The 18111-nt window shown below is 42.4% G+C and carries 16 protein-coding genes and 3 pseudogenes; 16 read left to right on the top strand and 3 right to left on the bottom strand.

Going from position 1 to position 18111, the window contains the following annotated elements:
- Window positions 1–86: 86 nt before the first annotated feature.
- The 7 genes from PGQ38_RS07960 to PGQ38_RS19840 all read left to right on the top strand — a co-directional run bounded on the left by PGQ38_RS07960 (window position 87) and on the right by PGQ38_RS19840 (window position 8516).
- Complete coding sequence (locus PGQ38_RS07960) at window positions 87–1625, top strand: sugar ABC transporter ATP-binding protein (RefSeq protein WP_173771707.1); 1539 nt, start codon at window positions 87–89, stop codon at window positions 1623–1625.
- 17 nt (window positions 1626–1642) lie between these two features.
- A complete protein-coding gene (locus tag PGQ38_RS07955) occupies window positions 1643–2800 on the top strand; it encodes an ABC transporter permease subunit (protein WP_148461694.1) in 1158 nt (385 codons plus the stop codon).
- A gap of 185 nt (window positions 2801–2985) precedes the next feature.
- Window positions 2986–3996, top strand: a complete 1011-nt coding sequence (locus PGQ38_RS07950) for a sugar ABC transporter substrate-binding protein (protein ID WP_204453992.1) — start codon at window positions 2986–2988, stop codon at window positions 3994–3996.
- Window positions 3997–5499 carry a sensor histidine kinase gene (locus tag PGQ38_RS07945; protein WP_204453994.1) on the top strand — a complete coding sequence of 501 codons (1503 nt, stop codon included), beginning with the start codon at window positions 3997–3999 and terminating at the stop codon, window positions 5497–5499.
- A gap of 69 nt (window positions 5500–5568) precedes the next feature.
- The gene (locus PGQ38_RS07940) at window positions 5569–7164 is read left to right on the top strand and encodes a response regulator (RefSeq protein WP_148461691.1); all 1596 of its coding nucleotides are present in this window, start codon (window positions 5569–5571) and stop codon (window positions 7162–7164) included.
- Window positions 7161–8222, top strand: a complete 1062-nt coding sequence (locus PGQ38_RS07935; protein WP_204453996.1) for a sugar ABC transporter substrate-binding protein — start codon at window positions 7161–7163, stop codon at window positions 8220–8222. The genes PGQ38_RS07940 and PGQ38_RS07935 overlap by 4 nt, the downstream gene beginning before the upstream one ends.
- A gap of 87 nt (window positions 8223–8309) precedes the next feature.
- Window positions 8310–8516 carry a DUF6783 domain-containing protein gene (locus PGQ38_RS19840; RefSeq protein WP_334304069.1) on the top strand — a complete coding sequence of 69 codons (207 nt, stop codon included), beginning with the start codon at window positions 8310–8312 and terminating at the stop codon, window positions 8514–8516.
- On the opposite strand, the gene PGQ38_RS07930 is transcribed toward PGQ38_RS19840, so the two are convergent.
- Entirely contained in the window at window positions 8492–9661 is a 1170-nt protein-coding gene (locus PGQ38_RS07930) for a cation diffusion facilitator family transporter (protein ID WP_173719576.1), read from the bottom strand. The two genes, PGQ38_RS19840 and PGQ38_RS07930, sit on opposite strands and share 25 nt — an antisense overlap.
- 651 nt (window positions 9662–10312) lie before the next feature.
- Between PGQ38_RS07930 and rplM the strand changes: the two genes are divergently transcribed.
- From rplM to PGQ38_RS07915, 3 genes are all read left to right on the top strand, one after another.
- Entirely contained in the window at window positions 10313–10741 is a 429-nt protein-coding gene (rplM, locus tag PGQ38_RS07925; protein WP_117853326.1) for a 50S ribosomal protein L13, read from the top strand.
- Between the two features lie 17 nt (window positions 10742–10758).
- Entirely contained in the window at window positions 10759–11151 is a 393-nt protein-coding gene (gene rpsI / locus PGQ38_RS07920; protein ID WP_118580486.1) for a 30S ribosomal protein S9, read from the top strand.
- A gap of 304 nt (window positions 11152–11455) precedes the next feature.
- Complete coding sequence (locus PGQ38_RS07915) at window positions 11456–11719, top strand: recombinase family protein (RefSeq protein ID WP_173717171.1); 264 nt, start codon at window positions 11456–11458, stop codon at window positions 11717–11719.
- A gap of 269 nt (window positions 11720–11988) precedes the next feature.
- Here PGQ38_RS07915 and PGQ38_RS19835 read toward each other — a convergent pair.
- Window positions 11989–12153: pseudogene (locus tag PGQ38_RS19835) on the bottom strand (DUF6783 domain-containing protein).
- Here PGQ38_RS19835 and PGQ38_RS19830 point away from each other — a divergent pair.
- Window positions 12103–12210 (top strand): annotated as a pseudogene (locus tag PGQ38_RS19830) (DUF6783 domain-containing protein); the annotation flags it as partial. The pseudogenes PGQ38_RS19835 and PGQ38_RS19830 sit on opposite strands and share 51 nt — an antisense overlap.
- A 102-nt stretch (window positions 12211–12312) precedes the next feature.
- Here PGQ38_RS19830 and PGQ38_RS07910 read toward each other — a convergent pair.
- Complete coding sequence (locus PGQ38_RS07910; protein WP_195391694.1) at window positions 12313–12603, bottom strand: P-loop NTPase family protein; 291 nt, start codon at window positions 12601–12603, stop codon at window positions 12313–12315.
- Window positions 12604–12844: 241 nt separating this feature from the next.
- Here PGQ38_RS07910 and PGQ38_RS07905 point away from each other — a divergent pair, with 241 nt between their 5' ends.
- The 5 genes and pseudogenes from PGQ38_RS07905 to PGQ38_RS07885 form a co-directional block, all read left to right on the top strand.
- The gene (locus tag PGQ38_RS07905) at window positions 12845–13513 is read left to right on the top strand and encodes a response regulator transcription factor (protein ID WP_173719588.1); all 669 of its coding nucleotides are present in this window, start codon (window positions 12845–12847) and stop codon (window positions 13511–13513) included.
- The gene (locus PGQ38_RS07900; protein ID WP_173719587.1) at window positions 13501–14430 is read left to right on the top strand and encodes a sensor histidine kinase; all 930 of its coding nucleotides are present in this window, start codon (window positions 13501–13503) and stop codon (window positions 14428–14430) included. The genes PGQ38_RS07905 and PGQ38_RS07900 overlap by 13 nt, the downstream gene beginning before the upstream one ends.
- Window positions 14431–14537: 107 nt before the next feature.
- A complete protein-coding gene (locus tag PGQ38_RS07895) occupies window positions 14538–15239 on the top strand; it encodes an ABC transporter ATP-binding protein (protein ID WP_173719586.1) in 702 nt (233 codons plus the stop codon).
- On the top strand, window positions 15232–17730 hold the full coding sequence (locus PGQ38_RS07890; RefSeq protein ID WP_270431222.1) for an ABC transporter permease: 2499 nt from the start codon (window positions 15232–15234) through the stop codon (window positions 17728–17730). Before PGQ38_RS07895 ends, PGQ38_RS07890 begins: the two co-directional genes overlap by 8 nt.
- Window positions 17731–17970: 240 nt before the next feature.
- Window positions 17971–18105: pseudogene (locus PGQ38_RS07885) on the top strand (CD1845 family protein); the annotation flags it as partial.
- Window positions 18106–18111 lie beyond the last annotated feature (6 nt).

Here is an 18111-nt window from a genome sequence, read left to right as displayed (position 1 = left end):
TAAAACGTCATACAAATCAAAAATAAAGGTTTAAATGTGGGCGGGGTGAAAAGCCCCGCCTGTTTTATGGGAAAGGGGGCGCCATTTTGGCTGACAATATTTTAGTAATGGAACACATTACGAAGGAATTCCCCGGTGTCAAAGCTTTGGATAACGTTAACCTTGAAGTTCAGCGTGGCGAGATTCATGCGCTGATCGGTGAGAACGGTGCGGGAAAGTCCACATTGATGAACGTATTAAGTGGTCAGTATCCATACGGCAGCTATACTGGAACGGTTACCTACGAGGGTGAAGAGTGTAAGTTTAAAAAGCTTAATGACAGCGAGGCAAAAGGTATCGTTATTATTCACCAGGAGCTTGCATTGATCCCACTGCTTTCCATCGGTGAAAACATGTTTCTCGGAAACGAGATCAAAAATAAAAGAGGAGCCATCGACTGGGATAAAACATACAGCGAGGCTGAGAAACATATGGCTCAGGTAGGTCTTCATGAATCTGCCCAGACCCTGATCAAAGATATCGGAACCGGCAAACAGCAGCTGGTAGAAATTGCGAAAGCTTTTTCAAAAGATGTTAAACTGCTCATCCTGGATGAGCCGACTTCATCCCTGAATGATGAAGATGCAAAGATGCTTCTGGACCTGCTTATGGAATTTAAGAAACAGGGGCTGACATCTATTATTATCACACACAAACTGAATGAGATCATTTACTGTGCAGACCGTTGTACCATTCTTCGAGACGGAAGCACAATCGAGACACTTACAAAAGGCGTGGATGACTTAAGCGAGGACAGGATCATCAAAGGAATGGTTGGACGTCCTATGGAAGATCGTTATCCGAAACGTGAGCACAATGTAAGTAAAGAAGTGATGCTGGAGGTAAAGAACTGGACGGTTCATCATCCTCTGTATCCGGAAAAAATAGTAGACGACAATATTTCCTTTAAAGTACATAAAGGTGAGGTTGTTGGTTTCTCAGGACTGCAGGGTGCAGGCCGTACAGAGCTGGCAATGTCCATCTTCGGTAAGAGCTATGGAAGTGCAATTTCCGGAGAATTGTACATAAAGGGTGAAAAAGTAGATTTGAAAGATCCTCGTGCAGCCATCCAGCATGGTCTTGCATATGTAACTGAGGACCGTAAGACAAACGGACTGATCCTTGATGAGTCCATTCGTTTCAATACAACTCTTGCCCGTCTGAACAAAGTCTGTGATAATGGAATTATCAACACGGACCTTGAGGTACAGCTGGCGGAGCAGATGACAAAAGAAATGGGAACGAAAACACCTTCCAATGAGCAGCGTATTGGTAACCTGTCTGGTGGTAACCAGCAGAAAGCCCTTCTTGGAAAGTGGATGTTCACAGAACCAGATATTTTGATTCTGGATGAGCCTACCCGTGGTATCGACGTAGGTGCAAAATATGATATTTACTGTCTGATCAATCAGATGGTGGAACAGGGAAAATCTGTAATCATGATTTCCTCAGAAATGCCTGAAATCCTTGGTATGTGCGACCGGATTTATATCATGAATGAAGGTAAAATGGCCGGAGAACTGGATGCGAAAGAAGCTACCCAGGAAGGCATCATGGCACATATCATGCAGAATCAGAAGAAATAATGAAGGGGGAAAACAAAATGAATGCAAAAATAAAAGACTTTTTAAGAAAATATACGATGGTTATTGCACTTGTAATCGTATTTATCCTGTTCTGTGCTCTGACTGATGGACGACTTCTTTTCGCACAGAACATGTCAAACCTTATGCTCCAGAACGGATACGTACTGGTTCTTGCATGTGGTATGTTACTCTGTATCTTAACTGGTGGTAACATCGATCTTTCTGTTGGATCTGTTATCTGCTTCGTTGGTGGTGTTGCAGCTGTCCTGATCGGCAGCAAGGGCTTCAATCCATTTATCACCATTCTCCTTTGCCTGGTAATCGGCCTTCTGGTTGGTGTATGGCAGGGCTACTGGATTGGTTATAAGAGAATTCCTCCATTTATCACAACACTTGCCGGCATGTTCATTTTCCGTGGATTTGGACGTCTGGTACTGGATAATAAGACAGTATCTATCCAGAACAAATCTTTCCTGAATGTATTTACATCCTACATTAACATTCCGGGACTTGATGATGGAAAGAAATATTCTGCACTGATCGTTGGTGTTCTGATCGCATGCTATATTATTTTCTCTACCATGCGTTCCAGAGCAAACAAAGCGAAAAAAGGTTATCGCCAGAATACAGCAGCTTCTGATTACAGCAGAGCAGCCGTGATTGCAGTTGTTATTCTGTGGTATTGCTACAAATTATATCAGTATAAAGGTATTTCCGTAATGCTTGTATGGGTAGTTGCAATCTGCATGATCTACAACTTCATCACATCCAAGACAGCGTTTGGACGTTACTTCTACGCAATCGGCGGTAACGAGAAAGCAACACAGCTTTCCGGTATCGATACAAATAAGGTTTATTTCATTGCATATACAAACATGGGCTTACTTGCTGGCCTTGCAGGTCTTCTCTGCGCAGCACGTGTAGGTTCTGTAAATGGTAGTACAGGTACATCCTTCGAGATGGATGCAATCGGTTCCTGTTTCATCGGTGGTGCTTCTGCATACGGTGGAAGTGGTACTGTAGGTGGTGTTGTAATCGGTGCTCTTCTCCTTGGTGTTATCAACATGGGTATGTCAATCATGGGTATCGGTGATTCCTGGCAGTATGTTGTAAAAGGTGCTGTACTTCTGATCGCAGTTGTATTTGATGTTATCTCTAACAGAAAATCCAACTAAATAATTGCAAAAAAACTGCTGAGAGTGCAGTAAAAAGTAATTAGAAAGGAGCTGTTGCAGAAATGCAATGGCTTCTTTTGCATATAGCATGCAAATATGGTAAACTGTAGATATTTGAAATCATATTTATAAAATGGCGGTTTGCCTACAGGCAAAAGCGCGGGCAATAAAGGAACTTATTAATTATGAAAAAATCCACATTGACTGTTTTTTTTATTATAGTAGGCTGTATGTTATTTCTCTCTGGAATCTGGATTTATTTCCAGAAAAAACTGGATCAGGTGGATCTTGGTGAAGGCGAGGGTGCATCCAGTTACGAAAAACATTATCTGATGATAGCAGGAGCGGAAAATACCCTGATGTGGGATTCCATCTATGAAAGCGCCAGCCAGGCGGCAAAGGATGCAGATGCTTATCTGGAATTGATCGAGCCCGGGCACGATTCCAATTATAGTCAGGCGGATTATCTGCGTATTGGAATTGCCTCCCAGGTGGACGGGATCATTCTGGAAGCTGATGGAAGCGATGAAGAGCAGGAACTGATCCAGGAGGCCTCAGATGCGGATATTCCGGTAGTTACGGTGCTGACAGATGATTCCTCCAGTGCCAGAATCAGCTTTGTTGGACTGAATAGTTATCAGCTGGGAAATGCTTACACGGAACAGATTCTTGGACTTTTAAAGGAACATGAGAATACGCAGGTCCTTCTTTTGTCAAATTCCCAGTCCAAGACCCAGGAGACCAATCTGATCTATTACCAGATTAAAAAAGAACTGGAGGAAAAAAAGAAGGATTATCAGACCGTAACGATTTCAGAATACAACATTGACAGCAGCTCTGGCTTTGATACAGAGGAATTTGTCCGGGATATTTTTGTAAGCGAGGAGAACCTGCCAGATGTGCTGGTGTGCATGGACGAGGTTGTGACAGAGTGCGTTTACCAGGCTCTGGTTGACTATAACCAGGTTGGAAATGTGGATGTAGTTGGTTTTTATTATTCCGATGTAATTCTGGATGGTATCAGCAAAGGGATTATTTCTTCAGCTATCGCTCTGGATATGGATGAAATCGGAAGATACAGCGTGAATGCCCTGGAAGAGTTTTCCTCCCTGGGACATACCAGCAATTATTACAGTGTGGGTCAGCATGTGATCACCAGAAGCAATGTTGGTGCTTACAGAACGGAGGGGAATTAAATGAGAGAGAGAAAAGGAAGCCTTTCCGTCCAGAATTCCATACAGACAAGATTAAGCTTTGTTATGGCCCTTGTCATGGTGTTTGTAGTATGCATCAATTTTTTTATCTTTGAACAGATCCATACCGGTGTAGACCGGATTGATGCTGTTTTTTCCAGCAATGCAGCAATTAATGATCTCTCGGACACCTTAAACAATCTGGAAGGAACGGTTTATGAATATCTGAATATAAAGGGAACCAAGGCTCTGGAAAATTACTATCGCTATGAGCAGGATTACCGGGAGCTTCTGGATAAGCTGAATGACCGGAATGTGGATAATGAAGTAAAAATGCTGGAAAAAAATATACGCAGAATGTCAGAAAGCTATCTGAATCAGACCAGCGAGACTGTTCAAGCCAAGCGAGGCAGAAATATTGAGAAGTACAAGGCTTCTTATGAAAAAGAACTGCAGCTTTATGAATATATCAATTCTTATATTTACAAGCTGAATAATCTGCGTTTCCGGATGAATTCCTCCAATTACCAGCTCCTGCTTTCTTCTATGGATGTACTGTATCGGCTGGCGTTGGTGGTTATTTTCATTGTGGCGGCAGTAGGTGTGGCCATTATCATTCTGTTTGTGCAATCCATGATCCGGCCGCTGACCCAGCTTTCCAGTACTGCGCATGAGGTTGCCATGGGAAATCTGAATGTGCCAATTCTGCCTGTTGTTTGCGAGGATGAGGTTGGCGTGGTAACCCGGAGCTTTAATCAGATGTTGGACAGCATACGCATTCATATTAAACAACAGCGTGAAAGTATAGAGAAGCAGGCGCAGATGAAGGAGAGGGAGCTTCTTATGGAGACCCATCTGAAAGAAGCACAGCTGAAATATCTTCAGGCTCAGATCAATCCTCATTTCCTGTTTAACTGTCTGAATGCCGGGGCCCAGCTTGCCATGCTGGAGGATGCAGAGCGTACCGGTGTTTTTCTGGAAAAGATGGCAGACTTTTTCCGATATAATGTACGGAAAATGGAGGATGATGCTCTTCTCTGGGAAGAGGTGGATGCAGTTGACAATTATATTTATATTTTAAATGTCCGATTTGCCGGAGATATCAATTATGAAAAAGATGTGGATGAGGGAATCGGGAATTTCAGGATTCCAAGTATGATTTTGCAGCCTCTGGTGGAAAATGCCGTGCAGCATGGAATTCACGACTGTATGGAAACTGGGAAAATCAGAATGTCCATTCACAAGGATGGGGATGACCTGGAAATCACAGTCAGTGATAATGGCGCCGGAATGACACAGGAGATGATTCAGTCCGTTATGGCAGGGAAAGCACGAAATAATGGAGAGAACCGTTATTCTACAGGCATAGCAGTAGGAAATGTAATTGACAGATTGGAATTGTATTATAAACAAAAAGATCTTCTTACCATAGAAAGTGAGGGCCTTGGACTTGGAACCAGTGTGCATATCACCTTACCGGTGGAGGTTGAAGGTACCAGTGAATGAGTAAAAAGTGATAGCATGGAGTATGCTGCAATGAGCAGTGACAGAGGCTGAATAAAGGGGAGCAAAAAAATGTACCGTATTCTGATAGCAGATGATGAAGGACTTATGCTGGAGGCTTTTAAAGGAGTGATTCTGGCTGAATTCGGAGATAAATGCAGTGTGGAAACTGCGAAAACAGGAAGGGCGGTAATCGAGAAGGCGGAGACCTTTCACCCGGATATTGTGTTTATGGATATTCACATGCCTGGAATTAATGGAATCCAGGCTATGCGGGAAATCCGGAAGTTCAACAATTCCGCCTTGTTTTATGTAGTTTCTGCATATGACAAATTTGATTACGCCAAAGAAGCCATCAATCTTGGTGTGGAACAGTATCTTACGAAACCGATTTCGAAAAGTAAGATTATTTCTGTGGTGGAAGAAGCGACAGCAAAGGTGGATAAGGTTCGTGATCAGAGAAGTAATCTGTTGAAAATCCAGGAAAAGCTAGAGACAGTTATCCCGGTTGTGGAATCTGGTTATGTGAATTCTCTTCTTTTCCAGAAGGAGATGGCAGCAGCAGGTTATTACCAGCAGCTTCTGGATATTGAATATGGCCAGGGTTATGTTATGGTGGTGCAGTTTGGACAAAGCTATGAAAATGGAAGACTGGTAAGCCCGGTTGGAATGAATGTGAAGGCGCAAAGCTTTTATCCGGAATTCCGGGATGTGGTGAAGTCTGCTTTTCCCTGTGTGGTTGGAAATATTATGTCCAACCGTATCCCTGTGGTAGTGCCTTGTGAAATTTTCCAGAATCCTTATGAAGACCGTATTGATCTGGTGGAAAAGGCAAGAGAGCTGGTGGCAAGGCTGGAGGGCAGACTGGATGCAAAATTCCGTGTGGGAATTGGAAGAGTATGGGAAATGGAAGAGCTTGAGAGATCTTACCGCGAAGCACTCCGGGCATTAAACGGAAGCCTGGGCAGGGTAATCCATATAGAGGATCTTTCCCAGAATGGTGTCTATGACGAGGCTTTTCCCGGCAATGATGAGAAGAGGATGTTCCGCTGTCTTGAGGAGGGAAATGAGGAGGGGATGCTCCAGGAGGTGAACTTCTTCTGTGACTGGATGGTAGAGCATTATTCACAGGATATGAATAATATCCGCCTGAAAATACTGGAGTTTATTATCTGGGGTGAGAAGATTGCTTTTGAAAGCGGCGCGATCAATTATGGATTTAGTTACCGCAGGGACTATTTGGATACTGCAATGTCGCTTTCTACCTATGAGGATCTTCGTAAATGGTTTCAGGAAAAGATGGTAAATGTATGCCGGGCAATCCGGGATCAGAAGGAAGATCAGTCTAATTCCGCGGTAAAGAAGGCCATGCTTTATATTCAGGAAAATTACAGCAGGGATATTTCTCTGGATGATGTGTCCAGTCAGGTGAATATCAGTCCTTATTATTTCAGCAAGATTTTTAAGGAGGAGACTGGAGAGAATTTTATTGAGTATCTGACCAGAGTCCGGATCGATAAAGCCAAAGAGCTTCTGGTAGATGCAAATGTGAGCGTAAAGGAAGCGGGAATTCAGAGCGGCTATTCGGATCCCAATTATTTCAGCAGGATTTTTAAGAAGCAGATGGATATGACTCCAAGTGAGTATAAAGCGAGGTATGGAAAATGAGAAAGTGTCGTTGGCTGATCTTGTCGTTGGCTTTGCTCCTGGCAGCTGCATTGGCAGCAGGTTGCGGAGGTAAGCCTCAGGAGTCGCAGAAGGAAGAAGCAAAAGAGGAAGATAAGCTGCAGATCGGGCTTAGCTTTGACTCTTTTGTAATTGAGAGATGGCTGCGGGATCGGGATATGTTTGTTTCTACTGCCCAGAGCCTTGGGGCAGAAGTGAATGTGCAGGTAGCCGGAGGCGTTGTGGAAGAGCAGATTTCCCAGATAGAGTATTTCATTAAGAAAAAGATGGATGTGATCGTGGTGATCCCTATTGATGGAAATGCTTTGTATGATGTGCTGAAGGAAGCCCGGGAAATGGGGATTTATATAATCTGCTATGACCGCATTGTGGAAAATGTTAATGCAGATCTGTATATTACCATTGATAATGAAAAGGTTGGAACCCTTATGGGAGAGGCGCTGATCCAGGCTTGTCCGGAGGGAGGAAATATTTTTGCCATCAATGGATCTCCTACAGACAGAAATGTGGATGAAGTTGTGAGGGGGTTCAATAAAGCCATTGAAGGCAGTGATCTGAATGTGGTTTATACGGAATATTGCGATAACTGGATGGCAGAGCTGGCCGGAAATTATGTGACTCAGGGGTTGGAAGTTACAAAAGATATTGTAGGAGTGATGTGCGGAAATGATGATCTGGCAAGTCAGGCAGTGAAGGTATTGTCGGAGAACCGGCTGGCAGGGAAGGTTGCTGTGGTGGCCCAGGATGCGGATCTGGCAGCTTGTCAGAGGATTGTGGAAGGTACACAGGAAATGACCGTCTATAAGCCTATTGAACAGGAAGCGAATACGGCGGCCGAGTTCGCAGTGGCGCTTGGCAAAGGAGAGGATATTACTTCCGGAGAAGGGGAATACAAGGCAGTAGAAACCTTCAATGATGGGACATATGACATTCCTTATTATAAAATCGATCCAATTGCGGTGACGGCGGAAAATATGGATAAGGTGATTATTGACGGGGGATTTCATACGAGAGAGGATGTCTATTTGAATATTCGATAAGGAAAGGTGCTTCAAAGCGGACGCAGTGCGGACGAAATAACAAAAAGACTGGTCCTTCATGCAGCTACATGAAGAACCAGAGCGTGTTTGAAAAATCATTCCCGCAATCTGCACGCCCCACTTTGCGGTATATTTTGCCCGAATTCGGTTGCCGTAGCCCGCTACGGCGCCCTCATCCGGACAAAATCTCCCACAAATTGTGACGCACGTCTTGCAGAAAGCCTTTTTCAAACACGCTCTAGTCTTTTTGTATGGGGAAAAGAACTTTTTTATGAATATACTCTGTCGATTTGAATCACGGCACAATAGTTGCCATCATCCATATTGCGGATGCGTTCTTTGAGGAGATTTGTGATCTCCACGTTGGTGAGTTTGCATTCGAAAGGAACCGCTATGTCGAAGATCAGGTTTGTGTGGGTAGGACCTTCTACTATGCGAAAATCGTGAATGGAAAGACGACGGTCCAGATTGCGGGTGATTTCTTCAATCTGGCTGCGTATTTCATTGACCTCCTTGTTGTCTGTGACAATGGGATCAATGTGGATGGTGGCAGAACAATTCAGTTTGTCCTGAAGCTCATGCTCAATGTTGTCAATCTCATCGTGGATAATCAGCAGATCTCCGTGGGCGGGAACCTCAGCGTGGAGGGAAAGAATTAGTCTGCCTGGACCGTAGTCATGGACAATCAGGTCATGCATGCCGTGGACAAGGGGATGGGCAAGAACGATCTCTTCGATTTCCTCTACTAAATTTTTCTCCGGGGCTTGTCCGAGAAGGGGATCAATGGTATCCTTCATTGTAGTGGTTCCGGTATAGAAGATAAAAATGCCCACCAGGACACCGAACCATCCGTCCAGCACCAATCCGGTAAGCTGACTGATGATAGTTGCCAGAAGAACTAGACTGGTGGAAACTGTGTCACTTAAACTGTCTCCAGCTGTAGCCTGCATGGCAGTACTGTCGATTTTGTGACCGATAGTGCGGTTATAGTAGTACATATATATTTTTACCAGAATAGATGCAATAAGGACAGCAATAATAACTGGGCTGCATTCAATGGGCTCCGGGGTGCGGATCTTGTCAATGGAGGAGCGGATCAGCTCGAAGCCCATGATCAGAATCGCAACTGAGACAAGAAGTCCGGAGATATATTCCATGCGTCCATGTCCAAAGGGATGCTCTGTATCCGGTTTTTGTCCGGAGAGCTTGAAGCCCACCAGAGTGATCACAGAGGAGCCTGCATCCGATAAGTTGTTGAAGGCATCCGCCGTGATGGCAATAGAGCCGCTTAGGATTCCGGCAAGCCATTTTCCTATAAAAAGAAAAATGTTCAAGGCAATTCCCACAGCTCCGCAGAGCATGCCATAAGACTGGCGAACCTGGGGGGAGCTGTAGTCTTTGTAATCTTTGATGAAAAAACGGGATAAAAATGTTATCATAAAAACTTCACCTCAAATAAAGGAACTGTTCAGTTCTCTTACAGTTACGCGCTTTGTGATGCACAGAAAGGCGAAACTTCCTGCGGCACTTCCACAGCTGCCGTCAGGGGCTTTCATAGTGAAAATGTCTCGCGGAATAGTACTTGCTGAATCGTTACCTGAAAAAATAAAATAGTTACTGTGTATCCGGTGGATACATTCTTTCTAATGTAGCACATTGCGGAGAAAAATACCAGAGAAAATTTATAAAATGTCTGATTAAAGTGTGTATAAAGTTACTGTGAACGGAGTGAACAGTAACTTTATAAATCGTTGTTCCAAAAGCTACCTGTTGTGGATAGGCGTGTATAGGGTGGAGACAGCAAGCTGGCTTTGTGGAAAAACTGATCAGCAATCCAGGAAGAATGTGGAAAACTTTTTGAAAAAAAGATGGAAATATGGGGAAAAAGTGGTTGACAGAAACGGAGGCTTATAATATAATAACTCAATGTGACGTAGTGCGAGATACTTTAGCCAATAGCCCCGGCGACGGTATTTATCAGCGGTTTCGGACATTTCCGCAGTAATTGCACCATCGTTTCCATATTACTAACATATGCGAGAATTCGCATTTATACAAACAATCGTTGATAAATAACAGGAGGTAAAACCATGCAGACTTATATGGCTAATCCAGATAAAATCGAGAGAAAATGGTATGTAGTTGACGCTGAAGGCTGCACCCTTGGCCGTCTGGCTTCTGGCGTAGCAAGCGTTTTAAGAGGAAAGAACAAACCTCAGTTTACACCACACGTTGACACAGGTGATTATGTAATCGTTGTCAACGCTGATAAGATCAAAGTTACAGGAAAGAAAATGGATCAGAAGATCTACTACAATCACTCTGATTATGTAGGTGGAATGAAAGAGACTACATTAAAAGAGATGATGGCTAAGAAACCTGAGAAAGTTGTTGAGCTGGCAGTTAAAGGTATGCTTCCAAAAGGACCATTAGGAAGAGAAATGTACACAAAACTTTTCGTTTATGCCGGACCTGAACACAAACATGCGGCTCAGAAACCGGAAGTTTTAACATTTTAATTAGGAGGTAGAAAACATTGGCTAGCGCAAAATTCTACGGAACAGGAAGAAGAAAAAAATCAGTAGCAAGAGTTTACCTTACCCCAGGTACTGGTAAAATCACTATCAATAAAAGAGACATTGATGAGTATTTTGGATTAGACACACTTAAAGTTATCGTTCGTCAGCCACTGGCTGCTACCGAGACAGAAGGAAAATTTGACGTACTTGTAAACGTACACGGTGGCGGATACACAGGACAGGCTGGTGCTATCAGACATGGTATCTCCAGAGCACTCCTTGAGGCAGACAAAGAGTATAGACCAGTTCTTAAAGCAGCTGGATTCCTTACTCGTGATCCTCGTATGAAAGAGCGTAAGAAGTACGGTCTCAAAGCAGCTCGTCGCGCTCCGCAGTTCAGCAAGCGATAATTTCAATCGAATGCAGAAAACTATTAAAACCTCGGAAAACCTTGATTTTCCGGGGTTTTTCTTATGTTTTGGATTCTGAAAATTTTCTAAAAAAGTGGTCAATTTTGAAGCGTAGCACATACGTGTAGCACACACGTAGCATACAAATTCGCTTGACAGATTTGGAAAATACTGATAAAATGCGGACAATCTCATATTAGAGTTTTCTGTGGGGCAACCGTGAAGATTTAGGGGGCTAAAATCAGATCGGGACAGAGGACAAAAAGAAAAAGGGTACCCGTAGTGGGACACCCTTTGAGAACTGTTGATTCTTGTTGAACTTGATCGGGCAGAACAGGAAAGAGAAATCACAGTGAAAGGTATAAAAGATGGAATTGCAGCTAGTACCAAGAAGTCTGGACGTAAACAGGGGCAACTTGACAAAATGTCGCCAGAATTAGAAAAAGATATTAAAAAGTTTCTTACAGATCGTAGCATAAAACAAATAGATTTAATGAATAAATATAATATAAGTAGAAACACATTAAAAAAATATATTGAGTATATTGCAAACAAAAAATGCATATGATATAATGCCAATAGGCAAAGAGATTATAAGTCCATGCGGACAAAAGAGTGAAAGCCCTCGAAGTTGCAGCTTCTTGGGCTTTCTTCTTATTTATTATAGTGGATAAGAAACCACTAGGTTAGAGTTGTCCTACTTGCCGTCATCTAGCCATTTGCAAACATAGTAGGCAATTATGCTTGCCGTACAGGAGACAAGAAACGAGATTATAATATCCATGCGGTTCACCTCCTCCCGTTGTCGGGTATCGGTTGGACAACGTAAGTATTATATCATAGAACAATGCGTACGGAAAGACTGGACTTGAAACATATACTAGAGCCTGTTTGAAAAATCATTCCCGCAATCTGCACGCCCCACTTTGCGGTATATTTTGCCCGAATTCAGTTGCCGTAGCCCGCTACGGCGCCTTCATCCGGACAAAATCTCCCACAAATTGTGACGCACATCTTGCAGAAAGCCTTTTTCAAACACGCTCTAGGGTGGGGGTATAATATAAACATGCCGGGGGGCGAATAAGGTGCGGAATCATCCTTAGAAAATAAAAAAGACTTTTTCAGAATGGGGCAGCACGTATGCATCAAAACTCACAGCATCTATGTGGCCAGATTTAAAGTGAATAGATAAAGATAAGAAAAGCAGATATGAGTAATAATTATTGCATTATCAGTATCTGCTTTTTTCTGTTTATTTTTTTCCTTTCCATTCTCTCTTTCTCCCACAATTTTGTTTATGGCATCGATCAGAACCAGGATATCAAGATGAGTGTAGACACGTTCTGTAAGCGTCACAGCTCCAGAATGTCCAACAATCTTTTTGATGGTAGTTTCATCAATGCTGTGTTTTTTCATCATGGAAATTGTAGTGTGGCGACCACTTAATTCCAATTTGTTCCATGATTGTGGTGTAATAACTGTCTTTGTAGTTTCGATAAAGGAAGTGTTTCCCGTCAGGTGTTCATTATATGAAAAGACTTATAAAATATTTTTTTTTGTGCACTGAATAATCACAAAATTGAGATTCTTTCTTTGTTTTTCATATCCAGGAAAAGTTTGTGGTACAATACTGAAAGGTATCATTGCTATGCAGAGATTTCTTTGTGAGAATCTGTATCGGAGGAATTAGGATATGCAGAATATATTAGTTGTAGAAGATGATTCTGATTTGAATCAGGCGATCTGTTATTCTTTGAAAAAGTCAGGATATGGAGTTTACGGTGTGACTTTTATGGAGAAAGGGAAGCAGATTTTTTTTGAGAATCAGATAGATATGGTCCTTCTGGATGTGAATCTTCCAGATGGCGAGGGCTTCTCTTTTTGCCAGTGGGTAAAAAAGCAAAAAGAAGTTCCGGTCATTTACCTGACAGCCAGGGATATGGAGGAGGATGCTCTGACAGGATATGAATCCGGGGCAGAAGATTACGTTACTAAACCATTTTCAATGAAGATTTTACTTAGAAAAATAGAAGTCATTTTAAAAAGAACTGCTTCGGTCAATCGTCTGATTTTTGCAGATGAGTATTTATATATAGATTTGGATCATGCACGAGTGACGGTAAAAGGTCAGGAATGCCCCGTCACACCGACAGAGTGCCGTCTGCTTCGTCAATTTCTTATGAACCGAGGACAGCTTCTGACTTATGATCTGTTATTGGAGCGGTTGTGGGACAGTGGAGGACAGTTTGTGGACAAGCACACACTGGCAGTAAATGTGAATCGTCTGAGGGGAAAGATTGAAGATAAGAATCACAGGTATATTTCAAATGTATATGGGATGGGATATCAATGGATTGGCTGATGTGTATCATGATGATAATTTTATTTGCAGCAGTAATGGTATTGTTATGGAAAAACTACCAGATAAAAAAAGATGCGAAGTTGTTTGCTGAAAAGGTGGAAGATGCTTTAGATGTTATCGTAACAGGAAAAGAATGGAATATGGAAGAAGAATTGGAGGATAGCCTCTGGGGAAGAACAGGAACACAATTAGCGAAAGCCGGGCACGTATTTCAGAAAAAAGAAGAAGATGGTTTTCGTGAGAAAGAAAGAGTAAAGGGATTGATTTCTGATATATCCCATCAGACAAGGACGCCCATTGCCAATATTAAACTATACCTGGAACTTCTTGAGGACGAGGAGTTTTCGCAAAGCGGTCAGGAGTTTTTGGGAAAAATCAAAGGGCAGATGGAAAAAATTGATTTTTTAATGCAGAGCATGGTAAAAATGTCAAGGCTTGAAACGGGAATTATGCAAATACATAAGGAAGACAAAAATCTATACGAAACAATCCGCCACGCAGTTGCCGGTGTGGTTCCGGAGGCGGCGTCGAAGGGGATTGATCTATATGTGAACTGCGAAGAAAATATGATGATTCGTCATGACAGCAAATGGACGGAGGAAGCAATTTATAATATTCTGGATAATGCACTCAAGTATACCGAACCAGGTGGAAAGATCCATATTCAGACAGAAAGACAGGAATTATTTTTAAAGATCAGCATTTCTGATACTGGAAAAGGGATTGCCCCGGAGAGGCAGGCAGAGATTTTTACAAGATTTTACCGTGAGCCGGAGGTGCATGATAAACCAGGGGTTGGGATCGGATTATATCTTGCAAGAACAATCATGGAACTTCAGAAGGGCTACATAGAAGTACAGTCTGAAGTGGGAAAAGGAGCGTGTTTTCGCTTGTATTTACAGGTGAATGAATCGTAACATAACCGATCGGGGATTGTCACAATATTGTGATAATTAAAAATTGAGACAGGTTTGTGATTTTTAGGAGATATTCTATAGAATATCAAAAGAAGGAAGGCAAACCAATGAAAGAATACATTGTAGAGACAAGAAGCTTAAAAAAATACTATCAAATGGGTGAAAATACGGTAAAGGCATTGGATGGTGTAGATTTTCGTGTGAAAGATCAGGAATTCGTTGCTATTATCGGAAAAAGCGGATCCGGAAAAAGTACACTTTTGCATATGCTGGGTGGACTGGATGTGCCAACAGAAGGGGAAGTGTTGATAGAGGGTAAGTGTCTTTTGGGGCTGAAAAAAGAACAGCTTGCCATATTCCGCAGAAGAAAGATCGGGTTTATTTTTCAGAATTATAATCTTGTCCCGGATCTTAATGTATATGAGAATGTCATTCTTCCGGTGGAACTGGATGGAAGAAAGGTTGATGTGGAGTATGTGGATGGGATACTCGAACTTTTAGGGCTGTCAGAGAAGAGGGAAGCTCTTCCTGGGACATTATCTGGTGGACAGCAGCAGAGGGCTGCGATTGCCAGGGCGCTTGCGTCGAAGCCTGCCATTATTTTGGCAGATGAACCGACGGGAAATCTGGATTCGGTTACCAGCCATGATGTACTTGGACTTTTGAAAATGGCAGCAAAACAGTTCAGCCAGACCTTGATTCTTATCACGCATGACAGAGACATTGCACAGCTTGCAGATCGTATCGTACATATTGAGGACGGAAAGATTGTAGGAGATACCGGGAAGGGAAGTGATTCCTATGCTTAAGAATCCGAATCAGAAAGTGATCAAAAGGATGGCATGGAACGCTTTAAAAGTAAACAGGAGAAAGACCATTACTTTGCTCCTTGCGGTTCTTCTTTCTTCCTTTTTGGTATTCACAATATTCACAGTTGGAGATTCTTATTTTAGACTTCAGAAAATTCAGAACATCCGTATGTCAGGAGCAGAATTTGATGCAATCATGTATGGAGTGACGGATGAACAGAGGCAAATGTGTGAGAACAACCCGGATATCGTTCTGACAGGTACAGTGGGAGTCTGTGGATGGGTAGAAAAAACAGATCAGGATTCCACACCGAATGTGGGACTGATCTGGGCAGATGATGGATATTGGACACAGATGATGGAGCCGGTCAGAGAAAAGCTGGAAGGAAGATATCCGACAGCTTTGGATGAGATAATGGTAACACAATCCGCTTTAAAAGAATGTGGTTACGAAGATCTTGATGTAGGCGATACCCTTGCTATGTCTTATGGAACAAATGAGGGAATCTTTACAGGGACTTTTCGAATCAGTGGGATCTGGGACGGATATGGACCCAAGAAGCAGTTTTATGTCTCGAAAGAATTCTATGATCAATCGGGGTGGAAGCTTTCTGAGGCAGCTTCCGGTCGTTACTTTATGGATTTTAAGCAAAAAATAATGACAAAAACAGAGCAGAATGCTTTTATCGAAAGTATGAACCTTGGAAAGCAACAGAATCTTTTCTTCATGGAAGATCTTGGCGCATCGGTTCAGATATTGGCAGGCCTTATTGGCTTGATTACAGTTACCTGTTTGTGTGCATATCTGCTTATTTATAATATTATGTATCTTTCCGTAGCTGGAAAAGTTCGTTATTATGGTCTGCTTCAGATGGTTGGAATGACGGAAAAGCAGATAAAAAGGATGATGAAGGAACAGATGCTTCTTATCGGATCTGCAGGGACAGTACTTGGATGTCTGTCAGGTGGGGTGGTATCCTTTTTCCTGATTCCTGTTGTAGTAAAATCACTTGGAATCAAAAGTGGTTATGTAGGAGCAGATATGGTTCGTTTTCATCCGGCAGTTCTGCTGGCAACCATCTTACTGGTTGGAGTTACTATTTTTCTGGCCAGCCGAAAACCAGCAAAAATGGCAGCAGATATCTCTCCAATAGAAGCGCTTGGTTATTGTCCGACCCACAAAACCGTAAAAGTAAGAAGAGCAGGAAAGGGGAAAGTAATAGCAAGACTTTCCATGGAGCAGTTTACAAAGGATAAGAAAAGAACTGCGGTGGTATTGTTGTCCTTGGCAGTCAGTCTGTCTGTGTACCTTTGTATTGTGACCATGCTGGACAGTCAGGCAGCAAGAACCATAGTGTCAAATTATATGGATACGGATATGGTTATTAAAAATGATACGGCATGCAAAGAAAAATCAGAAGACAGAAGAGATATTCTGGATGAAGCTTTCGTGAAGTCAATCAAAGAAAATGCCGGAGTCTCTGAAGTACATTCTATGACATTTGCCGAGATTACAGTTCCATGGGAACCGGATTTTGCTGAGATGTGGATGAAAGAATTTTATGCAAAGTGGATGAGTACTCCATATAGTAAGGACAAGGACGAGTATCAGAATCATCCTGAGAATTTTGGATCCTCTCTGATCGGAATTGATGAACAGGAATTTGATTATTTAAATAACAGTCTTGAGCATCCGATCAATAAAGAGGACTTCCTTTCGGGAAAAGCATGTATTGTTTATCGAAATGGTTTGGATTTCGCAGATGCTGACGTAATAGGAAAAAATGTGACATGTGCTTTGTATGAAGATCAACAAACGACAAAAACTTTTATCATAGAAGGAGTTACGGACGAGAATTATTATACGGCACTCCTTGGATACCCACCGACGATTATAGCCAGTGATCAGGTAGTGAAAACATTTGCCAATAATCCAATTATATTAAAGACCAGCATAAAATATCACAAAGAATATGATAGAGATACAGAGCAAGAAATCATGGCGTTATTAGAAGAAAATGGCAATGCAAAAGACTTTTCCTGGGAATCCAAAATCGAAGATGCAGATGAGATTGAAAAAGCACAGGGCAATATGCCGCAAGTGGGAATCGGGATTGTGTTGATTCTGGCTTTTATCGGAATCATGAACTACATGAACACCTTTGTAGTAAATGTGCAGAGCCGGATGACGGAGCTTTCGGTTATGGAGAGTATCGGGATGACCCCGAAGCAGCTTCTTGGAATGCTAGTCAGGGAAGGGGTTCTCTATGCAGGCGGCGCATGGCTTGTTACGCTAACAGTAGGAATGGGAGCAACGTATCTTCTTTATGAATCAATGAATTATCGTGGGATTGCGTTTTCAGTGCCATTACTTCCACTTTCATTTGCAGTGGGAATCAGTTTGCTGGTTTGTACTATGGTTCCGGTGCTTACCTGGAGTGTTTTGGAAAAGAATGGAACTGTTGTTGAGAGGATTAAAGGAGTTGAGTGATTTTGGATTTTAGATATAGATATAAAAAATGATTGACTAAAAACCGTAGTCACCATAATATATATAGGAGAGATGCCTGCGTAAGCGAAGTAAAAGTAGACGGGACAGCCTACTTCCTGATTGGGGGCAAATAATAGCCATTGAAGATTGACCGGTGCATTCCGATCCGCTGTCCATATTAAGAAATTAGGCGTCTGTGAAATAGCAGACGCTTTTCTTTTACATGAGAATAAGGAGAAAGCCCCACAGAATGGTGCAGTTTTGCTGGTTATGGCATTTTTGATTAGCCCGATGGGGCTGCCGCTGGCTGCGATCTGGCTGCTGGGCAAGGTACAGAGCTTGAAATTTGCGATCCAGGATTGGGTGTATGGGTAAATGATG

Origin of the sequence: Blautia faecis (genome assembly GCF_027662325.1) — a bacterium.
Lineage (GTDB): Bacteria > Bacillota > Clostridia > Lachnospirales > Lachnospiraceae > Blautia_A > Blautia_A faecis.
The sequence above is the reverse complement of the archived record's forward strand: the minus strand, read 5'-3'. Positions and strand labels throughout refer to the sequence as shown.